This is a genomic window from Brevibacillus soli, from assembly GCF_044759095.2.
Taxonomy (GTDB): domain Bacteria; phylum Bacillota; class Bacilli; order Brevibacillales; family Brevibacillaceae; genus JBIYSM02.
Genome location: NZ_JBIYSM020000006.1, coordinates 75,663 through 97,596 on the forward strand (window position 1 = coordinate 75,663; position 21,934 = coordinate 97,596).

Genomic DNA, 21,934 nt, shown 5'->3' on the forward strand with positions numbered 1-21,934 from the left:
AAGGTGGAGGTTTTCGCTTGTGCTCGAATCATTCTATCAACGTTTTCACAACAGCTCGCTGAATCTGCCCGGCATTATCGATGCGAACTGGCGCGAATACGCGGGTCAGCGCTTTTATTATGTAAAAACCCCGCTCCCAGCCGGACTCTTGAGAAAAATGCTGCTGGAAGCAGGGGAAGCCGTTGCAGCTGGCACAAAACTGAAGGTGGAAACCATTTTCGTGCGCTCTCTTGAAGAGCAGCACGTCTTCCGTTTCCGCTTTCTCGTACCGAATGAAAAGCAGTTTTGCTGCGGAAATCTGTGCGTTGACTGTTATTTGCTTCGCGAAAACACGTCAAAAGACAGCAGAGAATCCTAGGATGTTTTTTTGGTGCTGCAGCCGCAGCTTCCGCCTGTACCGCAACCGCTGCTTTTTGCCTCGAGAAACGGGTTGTTGCTCGGGACTTTGATGGAATCGGACACGGCATCAGCGATCGTCCGCCCTACCTGGTACAACAGCATGTCGAGATTGCCCTCGGCCCGTTTGAACTGCTGAACCGAATCCAACATTTCGATCGCGCGCTTCAGCTGGCGCACTTCTTTGGATATATGGTCGTAATCGGGATGGTACTTCCCGAAACGCTGCACATCTTCATACTGAGCTTTCTTCTGTTCGAACAGGGTCAGCAGGCGCTGTGCCTCCTCATCCTGTTCCATTCGCCGCTTGGCGGTCAAATACTCCGAGACCTCGCGCGAATGGTTTATCATCATGGACAATTCATGGGACTCAAGAATCAACTCTGCCATGTCTACCGTTTCCAGTGTCTCCATCATGGCGAGACCCCCCTTCTTAGTGGCGATACCACATTGATACTTCATCCTTGCGAAGCCACACCCAGGTCCCCGCAGGGGGCTTCTTAGTGGCGATACCACATTGATACTTCATCCTTGCGAAGCCACACCCAGGTCCCCGCAGGGGGCTTCTTAGTGGCGATACCACATTGATACTTCATCCTTGCGAAGCCACACCCAGGTCCCCGCAGGGGGCTTCTTAGTGGCGTTTATTCCACGCCCACATTTCCTATTGTAACACGAAATCAATAAAAATGTTGCACATTCATGCGAGATAGTCTGGGACGACGATGCGGGCCCGGCCGATTTCATCCAGCCGATACCGCTTTTTTATGCGTTGCGCTTCCATCGTGACATACCAGTACCCCATTTCCACTTCCACTTTTTGGGGCACGGCCTGCCATACATCACCGCCGGCGAGCTGTACCTGCACCTCCACCTGCAGCTCCTTCGCCCGTTTTAATAAATCCCGCAGGGTTTGCGGGTGGTAGGCTTGCAGATGCTGTGTCCATATCTTCGGAAGCGCACCCAGCTGGGGCATTCCTTCCAGCGGATCCGGAAACGTATTCTCGACGGCATAGCCATCCCATGGGCGGGCGATTGAAAACAAACCGTCTGCACCGAGCCCTCTTGGCAAATGAGGGCTCTGTTCCTCGCCTATTGCTTCCGTATCCATTCCGTTTAGCGGCTCATAGCCATGCCGACGAAACAGATCGGAGAGCTCTCTTTGCTTTGACAACGGAATGAGAAAGTCGGTTGACGTAATGACCTCGTTCATATAGTCGGCAAACGACGGAATCTGCCTCAATTCCTCGAGCAATTGTGGATGGGCCGCGCTTACGCGGACCATTGGCTCCATTCGGATCTGACGTGCGGTTTTTCCAAAGCGATGGACGAGCTCTTTTACCGAATCGGGCAAAGGATGAACGCAGTGCAGCTGCAGCGTGTCCAACGCCTGCTCCTCGGAAGCCCCGCGTGCAAGAAACGATTGAACCGGTCTCGCCTGCAGCTCGCAGATGACGGAATCCCCGTGAAAGGTAAGGGAACCGAATCGGCTCAAGTCCCAGATCGCTCGAAGCGGCACCAGCGGCGGGATGGTTACGACGCCGGCGGGGTCCACGAACCAGCCTTCTTCCCAATCCGCTCGCGCTAGTCCACGCCATCGCCAGTAGAGCTGTTCATTGCTGCCTTCGCCAAGCTCAATCCAGCCAAACCCGAGCAACAGGTGGAGCCATTCGCCCCTCAGACGTTCTTTTGCATCCGAGGGACATTCAAATCCAGCCCTAGGGAGTTCCTGCAGCAGTTGATCGACCGAGCTCCATTGGTCGGGTGGCTGGGTATTCATCATCGATGCAAATGCCTCGCACCACGGCTCATGCGGGAGATAATGATCACACACCAGACGGTACATGGATTCCCATCGCGCAGAAGGGCTAAGGCGCAGCCACTCCTGTACCTGGGGAAGATTGATTCGCAGCCGTTTCTCTTCGGAGAATACGACCTGCAGCCGCATTGCCAGATCCAACACGACGTTTAGTGCCGACGGGTCATCCTCTCTCACCGTGTCCGATGAGCGATACACGAGCAGACTTTGGACGTGTTCTACTCCCAACGAGACAAGCGGCGCCATTTTTTGCAAAAAACGGCGATGAACCGTCCTCCTTTGCGTCAACAGCACCTCGTTATCGCGAACAAACAGGAAAAGGGCAAAAACATCCATATGTATACCGCGCCCCGATGCGATATAATAAGGGAGCGTTTCACGGACAGCCTGTCTCTCTTGCGGGCGGGAAAGCAGCATCTGCGTAAACCGTTCGCGGACCTCTGCCGGCATGACGTACCCGATTTCGCTCCACAGCTTGCGGACGGTCAGGACAACCCCCAGCCGGCGAAGTTTGGTCAAGCTGGCGGACAGGTGTCGGTGTTCGTGGCGGGAGATACGCTCCCACTGCTTCCTGCTGAAAAAGCCGCGTGAGGAAGCTTGTACAAAGAGCCGAATGACCGTACGCTCCATTTCACTCACGCTGTCCCACAGGGAGGCGAGAAATGACTCATCGGTTAACCGGTTGGGCAGGTCAAGTTCACATGCTACCGACAGGCGCTGATTCTGCTCACGCAGGATGGCTTGTATGGTCGCTTCGGAAAGCAGCGGCAAGCTGTACTCCACGCGCATGGCGGCTCACCTCTTCATCTGACTGGTATTGATGTTTATCCAACGATATTAGAAACGGAGGGATCGTCCTTGTTGAAAATAGGTTTCGGTATCTTGACGGCGATTTCCCTTATCCTGACGGGACCATTTCTTTCTATAGACAATCCTACCTCATTTCCTGCGGCAAATGAAAGCCAGGCCGCAGTGGAAAGTGCATCGTCTTCCTATCCGCCAGCCGTTCAGGACGCCCTGAAAAAGCTGCGCAAAAACGGCGGGCAGACAGTCGTCCACGCCGGCGGAAAAACGTATGTGGTCATCGGTGTCGGCCAACGTCCCACAGGAGGCTATCGCCTTACCGTCGACCAGGTAAAACAAAAGGCGCCGAACAGCTTCGAGGTATACGTCCGGGAACACAAGCCGTCGCCAGGCACGCTTACCACGCAAGTGATCTCGTATCCGACACTGGTGGTTTCCCTGCCACAGGCAAATGCATCTGTGCACGTAACCATAGAGAGATGACGGCATAAGGAAAGCAGAGGGTTGGCGCCTCTGCTTTTCTTATTTCACATCGATGTGAAAACGTTGTTTTACGCCGTATGATTGATGATTATTGTGAGCAAGCTCGACAACCACCTCATGATGCCCCGCTGTGATGTCTCTCAGCACGAACTTCGTTTCGAAAACTTTCGCCACTTTCTTACCGTCCAGGTAGAGATGGATATGACCTTCACCATGACGGTTGTCTTTTCCCATGTTCTCCAGAGAGAATGAAAAGCCCGTTACGTTCATGTTGAGATACAGATCATTCTCCTTCAACGAATGAGAGACCTTGAGCGTAGGGGCGTGATGGCGGTTCTCCAATGGGCCATCCGTTGTTACCGCATTGGCAGCGTAGAGGCCAAGCTCCACACAGGCGACAATGCCAACCAGGAGCAAAAAACGACGCAGGAGCCTTTTGATATGCATAGGGTCACTCCTTTTGTTCAGGTTCCATCAGCTAGTGTACCCTTTTGCATCCACCCTCATTCGAAGTATTTTACTGCTTTGGCGGGCGGAATCCTGCCGCTTTTGCCTCCTCCTCGGTGGCAAACCAGACCTCCGCTTTGGTTCGTTCGTAGTCCCGGCTGCCCGGTACGTGGTAAATTTTCTCTCCTTTCGAGTTGATGTTCCCTTTGATGGGCTTGCCGGGTGGCGGCGAGTTACCTGGCTGATCACCCCGGTGATCCTCAAGCGCCCACAATCCGCGGTTTTGTTCCCGCGCCTCCCGCTCCGCCTGCAAGAACAAATCGGCATAGGTAACGTTCGGCGGGATGGTGAGAATGCGTGCATAGCCTTCCCGAACCAGTTTTTCGTTCACAAAGGTGCCGTCCGGCAGGTACACATAGGCCAACAGGCGTCCGTACCTGTCCCGCGGTTCCGCATCAAAACGCAGAAGCACCTGCTTTCCCGAAAGCAGCTGTTTCGTATAGCTGCTTGCTTCCTTTCCATACGGCTCCACCGGGTGATTCGGCTTTACCGTCTCCGGTGTATCCACACCGATCATCCGCACTTTTTCTCCGGCGGATATCTCGAATGTATCCCCATCCACCACCCGTGTAACCGTAGCCTTCATCTCCCCGTTGGGAGTTGGTTGATCCGGCGTGCCGCATCCTGAGATACACAGGAAGAGAATCGTCAGCACGCTCAGCCAGGCAGCATTTCTCACGTTCCTTTCATCCTTTCCGTCGTAGGCTTGGCTAGTATCACTCTATCCGATGCCTGTCCAGCCGTGCAAGCAAGAAAACGACCTCGCAGCAGGTCGTTTTATGCGTCTCCATTCGTTAATCGCGATCGTTAAACAAGAACAGCAATACCACCACAACTATGATAATCCACAGAAGATCATCGTTTTCCCGGTCAAAAAAGTCAAACAAAGCCATCGTGGGTCCTCCTTTCCTTCTCGCTACAGCCTATGCAGGTGACTGGGTGAATGTCAGACTGAAACGAGCCCAAAAGTGGAACGGATTGGACCTATCCCAACCGGGCCAGGATGAGATGGACGTAGGTATTGAGTTGTCTGGTTTCCGTTTGAAAACCAAGGCGTTGCAATTCGGCAATCAAGCGGGAGCGGTCGGCGTAGAATTCATCTTCAATGTGGCAGATTGCCTCTGTGTTTCCGCTTCGGCGAAGCTCGTCGTAATGAGCCTGGCGGTGCCGTTCATCACAAAACATGAAATCGGCGACAGCCAGTTTGCCAGTTGGCTTCAACACCCGTTTGCACTCTCCCAGGGCCAGGCACTTCTGATCGTCTGTCAAATGATGCAGGGCGTAGCTGGAGACGACGAAGTCAAAGCGGTTTTCCAGATAGGGAAAGGCAAAAAAAGTACCCAGCTTTGTCTCTACCTGCGGATTTTTTTGTTGGCAGCGCTTCAGCATTTCCGGGGATTGGTCAAAGGCACACATGGCGACCCCCTTCTCGGTAAAACACCTGGCCAGATTGCCGGTGCCTGTTCCCGCGTCAAGTCCAGTCTCTGAAGGCTGTGGATCAATCGCTGCAACTACCTCGGCCAAAACCTGGTCATAGCCTTCGTGCGGGTGAAATCCCTCCCGCTCCCGCAGCACCAATTCGTCGTACACGGGAGCGATCTGGTTGAAGTTCCAGCGATCCACCCAGTTTTTCCGCGCTTGCCTCAACCGTTTGTTCGCCTCCGCGAGTTCGAACAGGGATGCCGGATCAAGAGAGCTGTCCTGTGTCACCCGTTCGATCATCGCTTCCGTCGTCTGAATGACATTGCTCATTTCTACCCAGCGATCGTACATGTAAGAGCGCTGCAGTTCCAGATAGTCCTTCAGGCTGCCCTTTTCTTCGTCCAATTGGTGCAACAGCTGTTTGATCTCACCCAGCGGCATGCCGACTTCCCGAAGGGTGATCACTGTCTGCAGACGCCATACATCTCCCTCTGTAAACTGCCGGTAACCGGAGACTGCAGCCTTTTGGGGCGCAATCAGTCCCTTTTCTTCATAAAAGCGGATAGCTCGAGGCGTAATCTGAAGCCGTTTCGCCATCTCCTGGATATGCATCAGGGCTCCCCCTTCCGTTTCGCTACATGTTCCATTGTAAACCTTAACGTAACGGCAATGTAAAGCCCCGATGAGAAAACCAAACAAGCGACCTGCAAACAGGCCGCTTCCATTGATGTATTCCGCTGCAAGTTGTAGGTTTAGTGACGCTGCGCCGGCTCGGAGATTTCGTAGAGAGCCTCGCTCGCTTCATCGTGATGCGCCTGACGGACAGCCATGTCACCGATCGCCACAATGCCCACAAGTTTGCCGTTCTCAACCACTGGCAAACGCCGGATCTGATGCTTGGCCATGATTTTTGCCGCCTCGTCCACGGTCATGCCTGGGTGGCCGAGTATGATGTCTCGTGTCATCACTTCTTCCACTGCGGCTGAGCCTTCGCGTTTCTCCGCCAAGCCGCGAATGACGATATCCCGGTCCGTAATCACGCCAATCACGTCGTTCTTTTCATCTACCACAGGAATGACACCTACATTCCAGTCACGCATTTTGACTGCCACTTCATACACGTTATCCTTGAGGGTGACAGTCGCCACATCTTTTGTCATTATCTCACGAAGTGTGCGGTTTTCCGCTATTGCCATGAACTTCTCCTCCTTTGCTGGTAACGTTCAATAGTGTTTCCGGTGATCCCTCGTTTCATGCGCAATCAGCTTGTCTGATGGAAAATTACGCTAGATAACCTACAGCGATTTGTGATAAGATGGAAACATGGTGTTGTAAAAATCCCTCATCGCAGTCGGAGAAAAAAACTTTCTGCGGTTATGGGCAAGACATTTTGAAGGTATACTTAGAAATATGTAAAAAAAGACCGCTGGGTGGTGGCAACACCCGGCGGTCGATCTGATACAATAGACCTTCCCCAAGGGGGAAACGGCTCTAGGTCTCACCATGAAGACCTCCTGGTACTTTTGGCTCAAGGGAGGTCTACTTCTTTTTGTCCGATGACAGTACGACGACTAAAGTCCCGAAGGCGATCATCAGGCTCAGTGCTTCGTACACTGTCATGGCTTCACCCCCTTTCCATCAGGAAAGCGTATGCGGTGAAAAACCCCCCCTGAGGAGCCAAATCTATTGCACTACCAGATTATACCATGACTACCAGCCATAGGACATCTTTCCTGAGACACGACTTATGCATTGCACTTCACGGAAAAACAGACTATGATTAGGAAGTGAAAACCTGTGGCTGCCGGCATGGCTGCCACCTTACCTGCTAAAAAAAGAGTGACTGTAGGAGGAACTGCAATGGTAATCAAGGAAACGGGCATCGGTAACAAAGAAGTTCTGTTGGCCGATCTGGATCACTACATGGACGAGCTGGGCTTTATCCGTTGGGCTTGGGATTACAACCATGCTACATACGATTATAAGATCGAAGACAAAGGCAATGTCTTTTACCTGCGGATTCAAGCCAACGTCATTGAAGGCAAATTGGAAGACCCGCACACGCTGTTAAAACTGGAAGAGCCTTACATGGGTAAGCATCTGTTCCCCCACGGACTTGACTACGACTTCCCGATTCCGGATTCTGTCGTACAAGCCGCCAAGCGCAAGCTGCAAATACTCAACGAAAAGCTGTCTGCCCATTAATACAGACGAGAACGATCTGCTTCGAATGGGCTTCGATATACGCTTTTTTTATAACGTGTTGCCGACAGAGAGGATTCCACCCTCTCTGTTTCACGTCCAAGGGGGTCTTGTCCAATGAAGACGCGGGGCGTTCCCGACTTTCTGCTTTTGCTGTTAACCGCACTCCTCGTCGGCTTCGGGATTACGATGGTGTTAAGCGCCAGCTCCATTTTTGCCCTTACCAGCTTTGCTTCCAACGGTTGCGATTACTGCAACGGGGACGAGCTTTACTTTGTCAAAAAGCAGGCGACCTGGTTGTTTATCGGCGTGATCGGAATGCTGTTTGCAATGAACATTCCCTTTTCCTTTTATAAACGGAATTTTCTGGTGATCGTGTTGCTCAGCTTTTTTTCCCTGCTGCTGGTCCTCGTTCCGGGAATCGGTTACGAAGCGAACGGGGCCCGCTCCTGGTTCAAGATCGGATCAGCCAGTATTCAGCCCGCAGAATTTGCCAAGCTGGGACTCATCCTTTACCTGGCCGCGATCATCGCGAAAAAAGGCGAGGGCTTTCGCAAAATGAAAACGGGGTTGATTCCTCCTTTGGTCATCACGGCTATCTTCTTTTTGCTCATTTTCTTGCAGCCTGACCTGGGTTCAGCCGCCATCCTGCTTGGAACGGCCGGAATCGTGATGATCTGTGGAGGAGCCAGATTCAGTCATCTGTTTTTACTGGTCGTTCCCATTTCGTCCCTGTCTTTGTTGAGCTACATTACGTTGAAGCAGCATGCATGGAACCGGCTTACCTCGTTTATGGATCCGTGGAGCGACCCCCTTGGAAAAGGATACAATATGGTTCAGTCTCTGATCGCCATTGCCCATGGCGGTTTATCGGGGACCGGATACGGCAAGAGCATTCAGAAGTATCTGTATCTGCCGGAAGCCCACACGGACTTTATCTTCGCCATCATAGCGGAAGAATTGGGTTTCATTGGGACGACGATCTTTTTACTCGTCTATCTGTTGTTCTTGCTGCGCGGACTTACGATCTGTTTGCGGTGCAAGGACACCTTCGCCAGCCTGGTGGGAATCGGCGTCGTCAGCATGATCGGTTTGCAGGCGATTATCAACATCGGAGGGGTAACGGGCACGATTCCAATGACGGGAGTGCCGCTCCCGTTTATCAGCTACGGCGGCTCGTCTTTGTTGGTCTGTCTCGTATCAACCGGCATCTTGCTGAGCGTCTCCCGGGAAGTGAGCAAACAGAAAATCCACGAACAAATGCAAGCCAGATCCTACTCAGCCTAGCTTTGGCCGGGCGTAAAATTACCCACCCGGCATGAGCTAACGCTTCGCCGGGCGGGGCCCCGAACACTTATCTAGTGGCCGGATTGGATGTCCAAACGACCTGCTTATTGGGCAGGTCGTTCACTGTTTTTGATGTCGATTCCCTCAACACGGACGTTTACCGCTTCCACTTTCAACCCCGTCAGCATTTCCACCGTTTCCTTCACCTTTTCCTGGAGTTCCGTGCATACCTGATGAATGTGCATTCCGTAAGTGACGGTAACCCGCATGTCAATCACAATCTGTCCTTCAGAAATGGCAACGGATATCCCTCTTGCTCCGCCGCCGATCTTTTTGGCCAGATCCTGATACAACCCTCCTTTGATTGATATTCCCTGCACTTCCTCGGTGACGATACTGGCGATGACCGCAACCACCTGATCGGCCACTCGAATTTCACCGCGCCTGTCATCCATGCTGCCGCCCTCCTCGCTGCAAAATCACCCGACGTTACTCGCGTCGATTTTTCGTACTTTTCTATCATTATAATCGTCCTAAGCTTGGGCTTGGAAGGGGATTTCTCGTTTCAGCTCCGTCAGTGTCGGCAAGGTGCAGTGAACATCCACGAGCATGGGGTGATGAGCTGCGAATGCCTCCTCCATCGCTTCTTCCAGTTCCCCTGTGTGCCGAACAGTGCGGGCAGCGATCCCGAACGCCTCAGCCAGCCGGGCGAAGTCAGGATTTTGCATTCGCGTGCCATATGGAGTCATACCGTTTTGGGTCATTTTCCACTCCTCCAATCCCAGCGTTCCATTGTTTAAAACGATAATGGGAAAAGCAAGCTCCTGCTCGACCACGGTCATCAGTTCCGCCAGATTCATCTGCAGTCCGCCGTCTCCCACGATGGCTGCCACCTGTCTGGTGGGATCAAGTAATTTTGCTGCAATGGCTGCAGGCAGTGCGTACCCCATCGTACGCCATTTTCCGGAGAACAGGGGCGTTTGATCGGTTGAGCGAAAAGCGCGGTTAAACCACAGCGTGTGTTCGCCGGTGTCCAATGCGACGATCGCGTCATCACGGATTGCCTTGTGCAACGCGTTGATCACGGTTTCCGGTTTGAGCGGACCATCCCCATCCTGTTGGTATAGCTGCCGTGTCTCCTCCCAAACATGCAGGTGCAGCTGTTCCATTCTCGATACCCAATCCCGGTTGGGTCGGCGCCCTTCCAATCGACGCTGCCAGATGGACAGGACTTCGTTTACGTCAGCGGTGACGGAGATCAGAAACGGTTCAGCGTGAAATGCCTCTGGATTGCAATCCACCTGTACGACGGACAATCCCTTCGGCAGATAGGCGCGGGGATACCAGGTTGCCCCGAGGATAATGAACAGGTCGGCCTCCGCCAATGCTTGAAGCCCCGCTTTGCTGCCACCTTCGCCAAGCCCGCCCAGGACAAGAGGATGTGATTCGGGTATGACCCCTTTTCCTCCCAGCGTAATCAAAATGCCGGCTCCCAGCTTCTCGGCCAGTGTGCGGCAGGCGCCCTTGGCCTGTCTGGCTCCCACTCCCAGAAGCAGGAGGGGTTTTTGGGCTTTCAGCAGAATATCGGCTGCCTGTTCCACTTCCATGGGATCCGCCTGAACGGATGGCGATATGCGAGGCAGCGACGGCAGCAAAGGGGCTCCCGTCGTTCTGGAAAAAACGTCCTTGCAGATGGCGAGATGGCTGACGCCCTTGTTTAGCATAGAGGTAACGAAAGCTTTGTGGAGGACTTCGCCGATTGCTTCCGGACTGGCAACCGTCGTAGAAAAATGAGAGATCGGCCCCAACAGTCCCTCCTGCTGGACGTACTGCTTGTACCCGCCACCGAGCTGATAAGTCTCCACCTGACCGGTAATCGCGATAACGGGAACACGGTCCATATGGGCATCAGCCAATCCATTCAACAAATTAACGGTACCCGGTCCGCTTGTCGCCGTGCACACTGCCGGCTTGCCTGTCAACTTGGCTTCCGCTGAAGCCATCATGGCCGCAGCAGATTCGTGCCGGCAGCGAACGAACTTGATTTGATGCTGTTTTCCCAAAGCATCCAACCACGGCAATATCGCATCGCCCGCCACTCCGTATATTCGTCTCACCTCCCACAGGGCGAGCTGTTCGGTAAGGTATTGCGCTACCTGCATAATCAATCTCTCTCCTTTTTGAATGGTCCTCTTCAGATGCCACTTAGTGTGGCACGATTCCCAGCATTTTACTATTCCCAATGCGGCACAGAATCGGATGAAGTTGGAGAACCTAGTAAACAAGATCATGAAGGAGGAGTTTGGAATGAAGCGAACAACCAAACTGTTGCTTGTGCTGGCCGCCGTCATTCTGCTTGCCACATCCGTGACGGTGACGTTTCCATTCCATACGGAAGCGTTCAGCAAACAAATCGTAAAGGTAGGAGCGAAGGGGAAGGACGTCCGTGAGATGCAGGGCCGGTTGAAATTCCTCGGTTTTTACACCGGCAAGGTGGATGGGGTTTTCGGATGGCGTTCGTACTGGGCGCTGCGTAACTTTCAATACGAATTCGGTATGAAAGTGGACGGTGTGCTCGGGCCCAAGACCAAACTAAAGCTGTACAATGCAAGCAAACACTGGCGCCCTACAGCGGCAGATTTGGGTATTACGACTGGCACAGCTGCAAAAAAAGCAGCGAAAAAGACCTACCACGTCCAGGGCATTTCGGAAAACGACATCCGTTTGATGGCCAACGCCGTTTACGGAGAAGCCCGAGGGGAACCGTACGTGGGTCAGGTCGCCGTTGCCGCCGTTATCTTGAATCGCACGCGCCATCCCGCTTTTCCCAAAACGCCTGCCGGTGTTATTTTTGAACCGCGTGCCTTTACGGCCGTCGCGGATGGCCAAATTTGGCTGACGCCAAACGCCAAGGCGAAAAAAGCGGTTCAGGATGCCCTGAAGGGGTGGGATCCAACCGGGGGAGCCATCTACTACTTTAATCCGGCCACGGCCACTTCCGCCTGGATTTGGAGCCGACCGCAAATCAAAAAAATCGGCAAGCACATCTTCTGTCGCTAGGTATTCAAGCGGATCGTTGAATGCCTGGCCGGGCAGAGCGCCAGACAAAAGGCACGTCGCATAAAATTGCGCGTGCCTTTTTCGGTATTCGCTGCAGGGAGGACAGTCAAACCTTTTGTGTCTGCATGTGCTCCGCCATTTTGACAAAGCGCTCCTCGCTTTCGATTGTTCCGCATACGCCGCATTGGACCATAAAAGCGTCGCCGCGATACGGTTGATGAAACGCATCAAGTTGATCGGAAGCAAGCTCTGCCACTACCTCTCCCGTCTGCGGGTCCAGACGAACGTAGTGAGGCGTCTGTTGAATCACGGTAAACCTCATCCGATTTGATTTGCAGGTGGGACATAGATACGGTTTTGTCATGCATGGCACCTCCCTTATGGTATTTCGTTATAGTTTCCGCCTGTACAGCCAGGCTATTCCTTGTATGATGCAGCGCGAGCAGCAGTTATTGCGTGACTTTCCCGCGTACTTTGGTTACACTAATGGTTGCCTGCAGGGAAAAATATTGAAATCTGGAGTTGAGGTGAACCCATGAATTCGCGCCTGTTTTTTACGCTCGTCGGCGGAAGCTTTCTCCTCGCAGCGTATGCTCATTACTTTAGCGGCAGCGAAATGCTTAAGTTTGCATCCGCATCGCTTGCCATCATTTTTTTGGCAGCGTGGCTTGGCAAGTCCACGGAAAGTGTCGCCCATTACGCCGGTGACCGGATTGGAGGCTTTCTCAATGCAACCTTCGGCAATGCGGCTGAACTGATTATTGCATTTTTCCTGGTCAAGGAAGGCCTGTTTGACATGGTGAAAGCGTCCATTACCGGGGCGATCATCGGCAACATGCTGCTGGTGCTTGGACTGAGTGTTTTATTGGGCGGGCTCCGGTTCAAGGAGCAAACTTTCAACGGAAGACTGGCGGGTCATAACGCGTCTCTCATGACACTGGCCATCGTCGCGTTGTTCATACCGGCTGTCTTCATGCAGGAGCTGCCTCCGGTGGAGATTGGAACATTAAGTGTCGTGATTGCCGGGATTTTGATCGTCGCATATATTCTCTGGCTGATTTTCTCCATGGTTACTCACAAGGAGTTTTTGTCCGATATCGAGCCTGACGACCACGGAGAGGCCGCCTGGTCAAAAGGGGTTTCCATTTTGATGCTTGTCCTCTCTACCTTCTTCGTGGCGGTTGTCTCTGAATGGCTTGTTCACAGTGTGGAGGTCGTATCCCATTCGCTGGGATGGTCGGAATTGTTCGTCGGTGCGTTCGTGATCGCGATTATCGGGAACGCGGCAGAGCACAGCGCCGCCCTGCTTCTGGCGATGAAAGGGCGAATCGGAGCAGCCGTAGAAATTGCTGTCGGATCCAGCCTGCAGATCGCCCTGTTTGTAGCGCCTACCCTGGTGTTGGCCAGTTTGTTTTTGGGACAGCCGATGGACATCGTCTTTACCCCCTTTGAGCTGGCGGCCATTGGCGTGGCTACATTCATTACGATTTCCATCACCAAGGACGGAGCAACAAACTGGTACGAAGGTGTGCTGCTTCTCGCCGTCTACATCATTCTCGGCACCGCCTTCTTTTTTGCCTGAGACTATCTGAAAAAAGACTGCCGACATCCAATCGGCAGTCTTTTTGATTGTTCCCTCAGCTTTAGAAGAGACCAAGAGAATGAAGGAAAACGACAAGGATCGCGATGGGAGCGACGTAACGAAGCATCAGCAGCCATCCTGCAAAGAGGCGCTTGCCTAAAGGGGAATTCGCCTTAAGCTCGGCGAGCAGCACTTCCCGCTTCATTTTGAGCGGAACGAAAAACGAGATAAGCAGGGCACCGAGCGGCATCAGCACATTGCTCACCAGGAAGTCAGCTGCATCAAACACCGTTTTTCCAAAGAAAGTCACTTCCTTTAGCACCCCAAATGAGAGTGCGGACGGCACGCCGCATAGAAAAATCAGCAAACCGACCAGCCAGGAGGTTGTTTTCCGTTTTTTCTCTTCTCCTTTTGCAAAGGAAGCCACGATGATTTCCAGCATCGAGAATGCAGAGGTCAGCGTAGCAAACAGAAAAAGCGCCAGGAACACGGCAAAAAACAGACCGCCGAACGGAATCTGTTCAAACACCGACGGCAAGACGATGAACAAGAGACCCGGTCCCGCTGTCGGCTCTACGCCCAGTGAAAAGACCGCCGGAAAGATCGCGAGCCCTGCGAACAGGGAAACCAACAGGTTCATTCCTACGATAAAAGAAGCGGAACGAGTCAAATTTTCCTTTTTTGACAAATAGGAGCTGTACGTTACCATGACGGAAACCCCTACACTCAAGGAGAAAAACGACTGCCCCATCGCATACAGCACAGATTGTGAAGTCAATGCCGAAAAGTCCGGGCTGAGGAAGAACGACACCCCTGCCATCGCTCCCTCCAGCGTCAACGAGCGCAGCATCAGGATGATGAACAGGATAAAGAGAGCCGGCATCATATACTTGTTGGCGGATTCAATCCCGTTTTGAATGCCGCGAGCGACAATCACGATGGTCACCACCAGAAAAGCAAGCTGCCCGACGAGGGACGCGACGGGATCGGCAATGACTTGTCCGAAAAGCTTGTCGTACGGAAGCCCTTTCAGTTGGCCAGTCACACTGCGGAGCAAATAGTTCATGATCCAGCCGCCGACCACGCTGTAAAACGAGAGCAGGATGAAGCAAGTGACAATCCCCAGCCGTCCAACCCAGTGCCACCCCGTACCGGGGGCAATCGTTTGATAGGCACTCACTGCTTCCCGCTGCGTGCTGCGTCCGATGACAAACTCCCCGATGAGCAGAGGCATTCCAATCAGGACGGTAAAAAGAAGAAACAAAAGAAAAAAAGCCCCTCCTCCGCTTGTTCCCACTACATAGGGAAATTTCCAGATGGCTCCCAAGCCGATCGCGGAACCGGCAGCCGCCAGAATAAATCCCAGTTTGCTTGTCCACTGTTCTTTCTGTTGCATGTTGTTGCTTTGCTCTCCTCTCCTACCTGTAAATTAAGAAAACCCACCCGGCATTAGCTAACGCTTCGCCGGGCGGGGCCCCGAACACTTTTCTAGCGGCTGTATGGGATGTCCAAATTTATAAATTCTTATACACTGAAAAAATCCCGTCCCCTCAAAAGGGACGAGTTGTTCTCGCGGTACCACCCTTGTTCCGATACCCCGCGTACTCGTCTCTATCATCACTTTTTTAGTAGTATTAAAATATTTATTAGTAAATCTATAACAATTCGCTGCCGAATACAAGGTATTTATATGAAGACGGAAAAATAAAAAGCGAGGGGATGAAGGAATCTCCTCGCTTTTCTAGCATTTGCTATCATACAGTTCGTGAAGATGGGCCAGCTTGCGTTCCAACGAGCCCATGATTTCACGCCCGATCTCCTCGTCGATCAAACCCAAACGAACAGCAAATTCCACTTCGCGCGACAGACCGAACATCTGTGTGTCCAGTACTTCCTCATACAGAGGGCACTGCGGCATGGTCAGGTTTTCCATCTGTACGTCAATCAGCTTGTAGATCTTTTCCGCGTCTGCTCGCAACAATGCTAGCGCTTTTTGTTCCAAGTCGGGAATATTAACCTCTGCCAAACCTATCCCTCCGTTTGCCACCATCCTTACCTTACATAGTACGCCATTCTGACGCATTTGAAAAGGGGAGATGGGGACATAACTGCATTTGGCTAAAAGATGCTGAGGTTCCATATCTCCGAAAGGGATTCCAGCAGTCTCACTCCCGCAATGGAATTGCCCTTGTCGTCGAGGGCCGGGCCGTACACGCCGATCCCCATCCGGTTTGGAACTGTGGCCATAATGCCCCCCGCCACTCCGCTCTTCGCCGGTATCCCCGCTTCAATGGCAAATTCCCCGGATGCATTGTACATTCCGCAGGTTACCATGAACGTCTTGCAGATTCGGGCTACATCCCGGGGGATGATCGATACGCCGGTTTGCAGATCTTTTCCATCTGCGGCCAACACAACTGCCAATTGAGCAACTTCCCGCGATGTGACCTCGATGGCGCAATGCCGGAAGTACAAATCCAGCGTTTCTTCCACATCGCCTGTGAGAACGCCGCTGTCTTTCATAAAGTAGGCGAGTGCCCTGTTCCGGTCCGCGGTCAGCTTCTCCGAACGGTACACTTCTTCGTTGACGCGAAAATCCTGCATGCCTGTCATGCGCGAGAGCAGGTTCATAATGCGCTCCAGCCGCTCTTCCACGCTGCTTCCCGCAATCATGTCGCAGACGGCAATGGCCCCGGCATTGATCATGGGATTGAGCGGTTTGTGCGGCTTGATCGTCTCCAGTTTCACGATCGAGTTAAACGGGTCACCTGTCGGTTCCTTCCCCACCCGCTGGAAGACGTAGTCCGTTCCCCTGTCACAAATAGCGAGAATCAGGGTAAAGATCTTCGAGATACTTTGAAGCGTGAAGGGAATATCCACATCCCCGGCCGTTAGTACCGTCCCGTCCAATAGACAGACGCACGCCCCCAGACGGTCCGGATCCTGCTTGGCCAATTCCGGAATGTAACTCGCCACCGCACCGTGTCTGGTGTGGGTGGCCGCCTCAGCCAGCGCGTCTTGCAGCTGCTTGTGTGCCATGTCCATGTTATTTCTACCTCTGTTGTTTTGGATAGTATTATCCATTCAGGGCTTTGTCCAGTCGCTTCATCGCCTCTTCCACTGTGGCACGCGGGCAGGCAAAATTGATTCGCTGGAACCCCGCCCCCTGCTTTCCGAACGATGCGCCGTCACTCAAGCCGATCCTTGCCTGTTTGACGAGCCATGTTTTCAGTTCGCCATGAGGGATTCCCGAGTCGCGAAAATCCATCCAGCCCAGGTACGTCGCTTCCGGGATCCGCATTTTCACCTGTGGGATGCGCTCATGCAGATACTGATGAATATAGGTTGCGTTTCCATGGAGATACACGAGCAGATCGTCCAGCCATGGTTCTCCTTCCCGATAGGCAGTCGTCATCGCTTCGATTCCAAACACATTGAGAAATTCCAGACCCAGCTTGCGCATCGCATCGCGGAAAGCGCGGAGAATTCTCGGGTTTTCTGAGAGGGCAAGCGATGAGAAAAGGCCTGCCAGGTTGAACGTTTTGCTCGTAGAGATAAACGTGATGCTTTGCTGAGACAAAGCGGACGGAAGGGAATAATACGGAACGTGTCTTCCTTTTTCGTAGACAAGATCAGCGTGAATTTCGTCCGACACCACTATGATGTCCCGTTGCGCACAAATGGTCCCCAGGCGCTCCAGCTCTTCTCGAGTCCACACTCTGCCGACCGGGTTGTGCGGACTGCACAAAATCAGCAGTTTGGTTCTCTCGTCGAGCTTCTTACAGAGATCATCCAAATCCATGCCATACGTTCCGTCCGTTTCACGAAGCGGGTTTTCAACGACTTGACAGCCTCGATTTTCGACCGCTTGATAAAAGTGATAATAGACGGGACTTTGCACGATTACCTTGTCCCCAGGCTTTGTAAATGCCTCTACGGCAATGTGCAGTCCGGGAACAATTCCGGGAACCGTTGTCATGGAAGAGGGCGATACCGTCACCCCAAATCGGCGGTCAATCCAATCCGCGGCCGCATGAAACATTTCTTTTGGCTTGCCCGGATAGCCGTAAATCGGATGCTTCGCTCGCTTCACTACCGCGTCAACCACGCAAGGAGGACATGCAAAATCCATATCTGCTACCCATAACGGCAGCACGTCCTGCGTCCCAAACACTTCCTGCCGGTAATCCCATTTGATGCTGTTCGTTCCCTCTCGATCGATGATGGCGTCAAATGGCCTGTTCATTTTCTCTCCTCCCTTTTTTTACCTGTCCAGCTTTCAGCATAACCGTTTCACACGGCGATTCACAAGAGGATACCCGTTTGCCCTATGTTGCCTGCTTGCGGTACAATGAAGCATGCAGAATGAATGGAGAAGCACGGAGGTATCAGCCATGTCAGATGTGATCGTGTTTACAGGAGCGGTGTCGTTCCCCATCACCCTCGACCCCAGTGTGTGGATTTTTGACGACCGTAAAATCAATTTGCGCACCTATCGGGGAGAGGCGGAATGGGAAGACGACTCGCAAGCGGATTACCTGAAAGGGACGGGTGCCCAGTGGGACAAGGAACTGAGGGAAGGCGCAGCGCTGCCCTCGGAGCGGCGCAGTCTTCTGGAAGTGCGGAAAGCACTGGAGGGAGATTACGGCATGCGTCTCGCGCCTTTCATCGAGAATGCAAAGCCGCTGCCGGAAGCAACTCATGTCGTGATTCATTGCCGAAATGGCGAGAGCCACAAGCTTCCGATTGAAAAAGCAAAGCGGGCCATCCTGCAGTTTGCAAAGGACGGAAAGCCCATCCGGGAAAATGGTCCTGTCTATCTCTACTTGCCTGAGACCTGGCTTTCGGGAGGAGAACCGATTCATTCCATTGCATCCCTGGAATTTGTCAAAAGCGAATAGGTGCCTGCAAGTAAAGAAGAGCCGTCCCGCTTGGGGATGGCTCTTTTATCTGGATGTGTCGGTCAAGCAGTCGCTTCCGTACCGTACATGCTACGTCTCTGCATTTCCGCAAACAGGAGCTCTATAAATGCGGGGTCTAGTTGAAGGTCGACAGCACGTTGGTATACTTCTATCAACATCTGATCGCTCAAGTATTTCACGCCAGTCACCCCCATCTCGTTTCATGTGCCCATTGTAGCACGCGAATCGGCAACGAACAATCGTTCCGATATCCACAGCGCATGTGGACATCATGTGAGTAAGGTGTGGGCAAGCTGTGTACAACAGGACAAAAGCTAGTACTTTCGATGTGGATTGAAATCCCGATCTTATCCACATGACGTCGGAATTTGTCGAACGATTGCAGGAATATTTGCCATATTTGAGTAAGAAAACCCACCCGGCATTAGCTAACGCTTCGCCGGGCGGGGCCCCGAACACTTTTCTAGCGGCTGTATGGGATGTCCAAATTTATAAATTCTTATCTACCAAGAAAACCGGGGTTTTCCCCGGTTTCTTCTCTCTTATTCAGCTGCTGCGGCCGTCTTTACGTGAAGAACTTGTTTGATACGCTCGATCGCCCAATCCAGCTCCTCCTGGGAAATGACCAGCGGAGGTGCAAAGCGGATGGTCGTTTCGTGCGTTTCCTTGCACAAGAGCCCCAGCTCCTTCAGTTTTTCGCAGTACGGGCGGGCGGCCGTTTTCAGTTCCAGGCCGATAAACAGGCCTCTGCCGCGAACTTCCTGGATCAGGGGATTTTCGATTTCCTGCAGCTTCTCGAGAAAGTACTGGCCAAGCTCACGGGATCGTTCCGTCAGCTCCTCTTCGACCAAAACGTCCATCGCGGCAACCGCTACCGCACAGCCGAGCGGATTCCCGCCAAAGGTGGACCCGTGGGAACCCGGTTCGAATACGCCGAGAATCTCCCTGTCTGCGGCCACGGCAGAGATCGGGAACACCCCTCCGCCCAGTGCTTTCCCCATGATGTACACGTCAGGTTTCACGTCTTCCCAGTCGCTTGCGAACAGTTTGCCCGTTCGGCCGAAACCGGTCTGGATTTCATCGCAAACCAGCAGGACGTTGTTTTCCTTGCAGACCGCCTGCGCTGCCTTGAGGAAACCCGGTTGCGGAATGACGATGCCGGCTTCCCCTTGAATCGGTTCAATCAGAAACGCTGCCGTATGGGGCGTGATCGCCTGCTTGAGAGCCTCGATATCGCCGTATGGGATCAGTTTGAAACCAGGTGTAAACGGCCCGAAGCCGCGCTTGTACTCATCGGCCGATGAGAACGAGGTTACCGTGATGGTGCGACCGTGGAAGTTGCCTTCACAGACGATGATTTCCGCTTGGTTTTCCGGTACTTTTTTCACTTCGTACGCCCAGCGTCTGACTGCTTTCAAGGCGGTTTCCACTGCTTCGGCACCCGTGTTCATCGGTAGGATCATGTTCTTGCCGGTCAGCTTTGCCAGCTTTTCGTAAAACACACCCAGTTGATCGTTGTAAAACGCGCGGGAAGTCAGCGTGACCTTATCGGCTTGATCCTTCAGGGCCTGAATGATCTTCGGATGACGGTGTCCCTGGTTGAGAGCGGAATAAGCGCTGAGCATATCCAGATACCGGTTGCCTTCCGGATCCTCCACCCATACGCCTTCCGCCTTGGAAATCACGATCGGCAGCGGATGATAGTTATGTGCACCGAATTGTTCGGTCTGATGAATCACGGATTGTGTCTTGCTCATAGGCTCTGCCTCCTTCAGGTATGGTTGCTGTTTTCCTCATTCAAGAATGATGCCAACGTGAGACTAGCGTCCTTCTCGTACGTTCTCCCTTGATATCGACTCAAATGGAAAAATTTTTTTGCATGGAAAGCCTATCCGTTGCAGGAGAAGATGCAGAAAAGTTTTGCACTTTTTCAAATCTATGATAAAATTTTATCTATTGTGAAAGGAAGGTGGAATCGGTGAACATTCAGCAGGACTTGAGCAATTGGAAAACCTTTCTGACGATGTATGAACGAATTCTCGACGAAATCAACGAAGGCGTACACGTCATCGACACGAATGGCACCTCCATCGTTTACAATCGAAAAATGACCGAACTGGAGTCCATGAGTAAAGAAGATGTACTGGGCAAAAACTTATTGGAGGTGTTCCAGTTCCCACAGGGACAGGAAAGCACGCTGCTCGCTGCGCTGCGAAAAGGAAAAAGCATCCGCAACGTGAGGCAGACCTACTTCAATGACAAGGGCAAGGAAATTACCACCATCAACAACACTTACCCCATCAAGGACGGAGATTGTGTGATCGGAGCAGTCGAGATTGCCAATGATGTAACCAAGATGGAGCGGCTCATCCGGGAGAATTTGCTGGAAAAGAGCGGCGTCCGGTTTACGTTTGACAGCATCATCGGCGAAAGCGAGGCCATTCGGGACGTGGTGGAAAATGCGAAGCGTGCCGCCCGCACCTCCTCTTCCGTACTGGTGGTCGGGGAAACCGGCACAGGCAAAGAGCTGTTCGTGCAAAGCATCCATCAGGCCAGTCTCCGCTCCGCAGGTCCCTTCATCTCGCAAAACTGCGCCGCATTGCCGGACAGCTTGATTGAGGGACTGCTGTTTGGAACCACACGGGGCGCTTTTACCGGAGCCATTGAACGACCAGGCCTGTTTGAACAGGCGGAAGGCGGCACGCTGTTTCTTGACGAGATCAACTCGCTTAGTATGCCGTTGCAGGCAAAATTGCTGCGGGCCCTGCAGGAAAAATCCATCCGCAGAATCGGCGATACCAAAGACCGGGCCATCAACGTCCGCATCATCGCCGCAATCAACGAAGATCCCGTCGAAGCCATCTCCCATCAGCGCCTTCGCAAGGACCTGTACTACCGACTGGGCGTAGTCACGCTGTTCCTCCCTTCTCTGCGCGATCGCAAAGAGGACATCATGCTTCTCGTCGACCACTTCATCCGAAAATACAATCAGTTGTTCCAGATGAAGGTAGAGCGTGTAAGTGAGGAGGTTCGTGAGTTTTTCCTTCAGTACGACTGGCCGGGAAACGTTCGGGAACTGCAGCATCTGATTGAGGGCGCCATGAACCTGATGGTGGATGAAACCGTCATGACGATGGAGCACCTCCCTATACGCCGCAACCACCGACGAACGCAGAGCACGAAGGAACACAACCTGCGAACGGAATGGAACGAGGACATCAAGCCGCTAAAGGACAAGCTGAAGGAATTTGAAACAGCATACATTCAACACGTTGTAGCCAGACACAATGGAAATGTCTCCCGTGCGGCAAAGGAGCTGATGATCAGCCGCCAAAGTCTGCAGTATCGGCTGCGCAAGCTGGGTATGAAGCGCGGATCACAATCGCCAAATCGCTTTGCATGACTGCCTGTTTTTTTGGCGGAACACCGCCTGCTTTTTTTGCACCGATC

Annotated in this window: 24 protein-coding genes; 8 read left to right on the forward strand and 16 right to left on the reverse strand. The window is 52.8% G+C overall.

What is annotated here, in order from left to right:
* The first annotated feature begins 19 nt into the window (after window positions 1-19).
* Window positions 20-358, forward strand: coding sequence for a hypothetical protein (locus ACE99V_RS04030; RefSeq protein ID WP_400489988.1), 339 nt, complete (start codon window positions 20-22; stop codon window positions 356-358).
* Here ACE99V_RS04030 and ACE99V_RS04035 read toward each other — a convergent pair.
* Together ACE99V_RS04035 and ACE99V_RS04040 are read right to left on the reverse strand one after the other, a co-directional pair.
* Window positions 355-810, reverse strand: a complete 456-nt coding sequence (locus ACE99V_RS04035; protein ID WP_400490031.1) for a YlbF/YmcA family competence regulator — start codon at window positions 808-810, stop codon at window positions 355-357. The genes ACE99V_RS04030 and ACE99V_RS04035 overlap by 4 nt on opposite strands.
* Window positions 811-1,096: 286 nt before the next feature.
* Complete coding sequence (locus ACE99V_RS04040; RefSeq protein ID WP_400489989.1) at window positions 1,097-3,004, reverse strand: hypothetical protein; 1,908 nt, start codon at window positions 3,002-3,004, stop codon at window positions 1,097-1,099.
* A gap of 69 nt (window positions 3,005-3,073) precedes the next feature.
* Between ACE99V_RS04040 and ACE99V_RS04045 the strand changes: the two genes are divergently transcribed.
* Window positions 3,074-3,502 carry a protease complex subunit PrcB family protein gene (locus ACE99V_RS04045; RefSeq protein WP_400489990.1) on the forward strand — a complete coding sequence of 143 codons (429 nt, stop codon included), beginning with the start codon at window positions 3,074-3,076 and terminating at the stop codon, window positions 3,500-3,502.
* Between the two features lie 39 nt (window positions 3,503-3,541).
* Here ACE99V_RS04045 and ACE99V_RS04050 read toward each other — a convergent pair whose 3' ends face one another.
* The 5 genes from ACE99V_RS04050 to ACE99V_RS04070 all read right to left on the reverse strand — a co-directional run bounded on the left by ACE99V_RS04050 (window position 3,542) and on the right by ACE99V_RS04070 (window position 7,051).
* Window positions 3,542-3,949, reverse strand: a complete 408-nt coding sequence (locus ACE99V_RS04050) for a hypothetical protein (protein ID WP_400489991.1) — start codon at window positions 3,947-3,949, stop codon at window positions 3,542-3,544.
* Between the two features lie 70 nt (window positions 3,950-4,019).
* A complete protein-coding gene (locus tag ACE99V_RS04055; protein ID WP_400489992.1) occupies window positions 4,020-4,688 on the reverse strand; it encodes a thermonuclease family protein in 669 nt (222 codons plus the stop codon).
* A gap of 305 nt (window positions 4,689-4,993) precedes the next feature.
* Complete coding sequence (locus tag ACE99V_RS04060; protein WP_400489993.1) at window positions 4,994-6,043, reverse strand: methyltransferase domain-containing protein; 1,050 nt, start codon at window positions 6,041-6,043, stop codon at window positions 4,994-4,996.
* Between the two features lie 140 nt (window positions 6,044-6,183).
* On the reverse strand, window positions 6,184-6,627 hold the full coding sequence (locus ACE99V_RS04065) for a CBS domain-containing protein (protein WP_400489994.1): 444 nt from the start codon (window positions 6,625-6,627) through the stop codon (window positions 6,184-6,186).
* Between the two features lie 343 nt (window positions 6,628-6,970).
* A complete protein-coding gene (locus ACE99V_RS04070) occupies window positions 6,971-7,051 on the reverse strand; it encodes a putative holin-like toxin (protein ID WP_400490032.1) in 81 nt (26 codons plus the stop codon).
* A gap of 240 nt (window positions 7,052-7,291) precedes the next feature.
* Between ACE99V_RS04070 and ACE99V_RS04075 the strand changes: the two genes are divergently transcribed.
* Entirely contained in the window at window positions 7,292-7,636 is a 345-nt protein-coding gene (locus ACE99V_RS04075; RefSeq protein WP_400489995.1) for a YugN family protein, read from the forward strand.
* Between the two features lie 114 nt (window positions 7,637-7,750).
* On the forward strand, window positions 7,751-8,920 hold the full coding sequence (ftsW, locus tag ACE99V_RS04080) for a putative lipid II flippase FtsW (protein ID WP_400489996.1): 1,170 nt from the start codon (window positions 7,751-7,753) through the stop codon (window positions 8,918-8,920).
* Between the two features lie 104 nt (window positions 8,921-9,024).
* On the opposite strand, the gene ACE99V_RS04085 is transcribed toward ftsW, so the two are convergent.
* Both ACE99V_RS04085 and ACE99V_RS04090 read right to left on the reverse strand, forming a co-directional pair.
* Window positions 9,025-9,375, reverse strand: coding sequence for an Asp23/Gls24 family envelope stress response protein (locus ACE99V_RS04085; protein ID WP_400489997.1), 351 nt, complete (start codon window positions 9,373-9,375; stop codon window positions 9,025-9,027).
* A gap of 78 nt (window positions 9,376-9,453) precedes the next feature.
* Window positions 9,454-11,082, reverse strand: a complete 1,629-nt coding sequence (locus ACE99V_RS04090; RefSeq protein WP_400489998.1) for a thiamine pyrophosphate-binding protein — start codon at window positions 11,080-11,082, stop codon at window positions 9,454-9,456.
* Between the two features lie 145 nt (window positions 11,083-11,227).
* Between ACE99V_RS04090 and sleB the strand changes: the two genes are divergently transcribed.
* Window positions 11,228-11,980: a spore cortex-lytic enzyme gene (gene sleB, locus ACE99V_RS04095; protein ID WP_400489999.1), complete on the forward strand. Its 753-nt coding sequence runs from the start codon at window positions 11,228-11,230 to the stop codon at window positions 11,978-11,980.
* 106 nt (window positions 11,981-12,086) lie between these two features.
* Here sleB and ACE99V_RS04100 read toward each other — a convergent pair whose 3' ends face one another.
* Entirely contained in the window at window positions 12,087-12,344 is a 258-nt protein-coding gene (locus tag ACE99V_RS04100) for a hypothetical protein (RefSeq protein WP_400490000.1), read from the reverse strand.
* A gap of 171 nt (window positions 12,345-12,515) precedes the next feature.
* On the opposite strand from ACE99V_RS04100, the gene cax reads away from it, so the two are divergent.
* A complete protein-coding gene (cax, locus tag ACE99V_RS04105) occupies window positions 12,516-13,562 on the forward strand; it encodes a calcium/proton exchanger (protein ID WP_400490001.1) in 1,047 nt (348 codons plus the stop codon).
* Window positions 13,563-13,623: 61 nt separating this feature from the next.
* Here the strand turns inward: cax and ACE99V_RS04110 are convergent, their stop codons facing one another.
* The 4 genes from ACE99V_RS04110 to ACE99V_RS04125 all read right to left on the reverse strand — a co-directional run bounded on the left by ACE99V_RS04110 (window position 13,624) and on the right by ACE99V_RS04125 (window position 17,808).
* Window positions 13,624-14,958, reverse strand: coding sequence for a sodium-dependent transporter (locus ACE99V_RS04110; RefSeq protein ID WP_400490002.1), 1,335 nt, complete (start codon window positions 14,956-14,958; stop codon window positions 13,624-13,626).
* Between the two features lie 345 nt (window positions 14,959-15,303).
* Window positions 15,304-15,612 carry an Fpa/YlaN family protein gene (locus ACE99V_RS04115; RefSeq protein WP_400490003.1) on the reverse strand — a complete coding sequence of 103 codons (309 nt, stop codon included), beginning with the start codon at window positions 15,610-15,612 and terminating at the stop codon, window positions 15,304-15,306.
* A 68-nt stretch (window positions 15,613-15,680) separates the two neighbouring features.
* The gene (gene glsA / locus ACE99V_RS04120; RefSeq protein ID WP_400490033.1) at window positions 15,681-16,601 is read right to left on the reverse strand and encodes a glutaminase A; all 921 of its coding nucleotides are present in this window, start codon (window positions 16,599-16,601) and stop codon (window positions 15,681-15,683) included.
* A gap of 37 nt (window positions 16,602-16,638) precedes the next feature.
* On the reverse strand, window positions 16,639-17,808 hold the full coding sequence (locus ACE99V_RS04125; protein WP_400490004.1) for a MalY/PatB family protein: 1,170 nt from the start codon (window positions 17,806-17,808) through the stop codon (window positions 16,639-16,641).
* Between the two features lie 148 nt (window positions 17,809-17,956).
* On the opposite strand from ACE99V_RS04125, the gene ACE99V_RS04130 reads away from it, so the two are divergent.
* On the forward strand, window positions 17,957-18,463 hold the full coding sequence (locus ACE99V_RS04130; RefSeq protein WP_400490005.1) for a molybdopterin-binding protein: 507 nt from the start codon (window positions 17,957-17,959) through the stop codon (window positions 18,461-18,463).
* 62 nt (window positions 18,464-18,525) lie between these two features.
* Here ACE99V_RS04130 and ACE99V_RS04135 read toward each other — a convergent pair whose 3' ends face one another.
* Both ACE99V_RS04135 and ACE99V_RS04140 read right to left on the reverse strand, forming a co-directional pair.
* A complete protein-coding gene (locus tag ACE99V_RS04135; protein ID WP_400490006.1) occupies window positions 18,526-18,678 on the reverse strand; it encodes a sporulation histidine kinase inhibitor Sda in 153 nt (50 codons plus the stop codon).
* Window positions 18,679-19,026: 348 nt separating this feature from the next.
* Entirely contained in the window at window positions 19,027-20,241 is a 1,215-nt protein-coding gene (locus tag ACE99V_RS04140) for an ornithine--oxo-acid transaminase (protein ID WP_400490007.1), read from the reverse strand.
* A 266-nt stretch (window positions 20,242-20,507) separates the two neighbouring features.
* Between ACE99V_RS04140 and ACE99V_RS04145 the strand changes: the two genes are divergently transcribed.
* A complete protein-coding gene (locus ACE99V_RS04145) occupies window positions 20,508-21,887 on the forward strand; it encodes a sigma-54 interaction domain-containing protein (RefSeq protein WP_400490034.1) in 1,380 nt (459 codons plus the stop codon).
* The last annotated feature ends 47 nt before the right edge of the window (window positions 21,888-21,934 follow it).

Excerpts from the sequence above, each read along its gene's own strand:
- ACE99V_RS04035 (WP_400490031.1), bottom strand. The coding sequence starts at position 810 with ATGGAGACACTGGAAACGGTAGACATGGCAGAGTTGATTCTTGAGTCC.
- ACE99V_RS04040 (WP_400489989.1), bottom strand. The coding sequence starts at position 3,004 with ATGCGCGTGGAGTACAGCTTGCCGCTGCTTTCCGAAGCGACCATACAA.
- ACE99V_RS04050 (WP_400489991.1), bottom strand. The coding sequence starts at position 3,949 with ATGCATATCAAAAGGCTCCTGCGTCGTTTTTTGCTCCTGGTTGGCATT.
- ACE99V_RS04060 (WP_400489993.1), bottom strand. The coding sequence starts at position 6,043 with ATGCATATCCAGGAGATGGCGAAACGGCTTCAGATTACGCCTCGAGCT.
- ACE99V_RS04065 (WP_400489994.1), bottom strand. The coding sequence starts at position 6,627 with ATGGCAATAGCGGAAAACCGCACACTTCGTGAGATAATGACAAAAGAT.
- ACE99V_RS04070 (WP_400490032.1), bottom strand. The coding sequence starts at position 7,051 with ATGACAGTGTACGAAGCACTGAGCCTGATGATCGCCTTCGGGACTTTA.
- ACE99V_RS04075 (WP_400489995.1), top strand. The coding sequence starts at position 7,292 with ATGGTAATCAAGGAAACGGGCATCGGTAACAAAGAAGTTCTGTTGGCC.
- ftsW (WP_400489996.1), top strand. The coding sequence starts at position 7,751 with ATGAAGACGCGGGGCGTTCCCGACTTTCTGCTTTTGCTGTTAACCGCA.
- ACE99V_RS04085 (WP_400489997.1), bottom strand. The coding sequence starts at position 9,375 with ATGGATGACAGGCGCGGTGAAATTCGAGTGGCCGATCAGGTGGTTGCG.
- ACE99V_RS04090 (WP_400489998.1), bottom strand. The coding sequence starts at position 11,082 with ATGCAGGTAGCGCAATACCTTACCGAACAGCTCGCCCTGTGGGAGGTG.
- sleB (WP_400489999.1), top strand. The coding sequence starts at position 11,228 with ATGAAGCGAACAACCAAACTGTTGCTTGTGCTGGCCGCCGTCATTCTG.
- ACE99V_RS04100 (WP_400490000.1), bottom strand. The coding sequence starts at position 12,344 with ATGACAAAACCGTATCTATGTCCCACCTGCAAATCAAATCGGATGAGG.
- cax (WP_400490001.1), top strand. The coding sequence starts at position 12,516 with ATGAATTCGCGCCTGTTTTTTACGCTCGTCGGCGGAAGCTTTCTCCTC.
- ACE99V_RS04110 (WP_400490002.1), bottom strand. The coding sequence starts at position 14,958 with ATGCAACAGAAAGAACAGTGGACAAGCAAACTGGGATTTATTCTGGCG.
- ACE99V_RS04115 (WP_400490003.1), bottom strand. The coding sequence starts at position 15,612 with ATGGTGGCAAACGGAGGGATAGGTTTGGCAGAGGTTAATATTCCCGAC.
- glsA (WP_400490033.1), bottom strand. The coding sequence starts at position 16,601 with ATGGCACACAAGCAGCTGCAAGACGCGCTGGCTGAGGCGGCCACCCAC.
- ACE99V_RS04125 (WP_400490004.1), bottom strand. The coding sequence starts at position 17,808 with ATGAACAGGCCATTTGACGCCATCATCGATCGAGAGGGAACGAACAGC.
- ACE99V_RS04130 (WP_400490005.1), top strand. The coding sequence starts at position 17,957 with ATGTCAGATGTGATCGTGTTTACAGGAGCGGTGTCGTTCCCCATCACC.
- ACE99V_RS04135 (WP_400490006.1), bottom strand. The coding sequence starts at position 18,678 with ATGGGGGTGACTGGCGTGAAATACTTGAGCGATCAGATGTTGATAGAA.
- ACE99V_RS04140 (WP_400490007.1), bottom strand. The coding sequence starts at position 20,241 with ATGAGCAAGACACAATCCGTGATTCATCAGACCGAACAATTCGGTGCA.
- ACE99V_RS04145 (WP_400490034.1), top strand. The coding sequence starts at position 20,508 with ATGTATGAACGAATTCTCGACGAAATCAACGAAGGCGTACACGTCATC.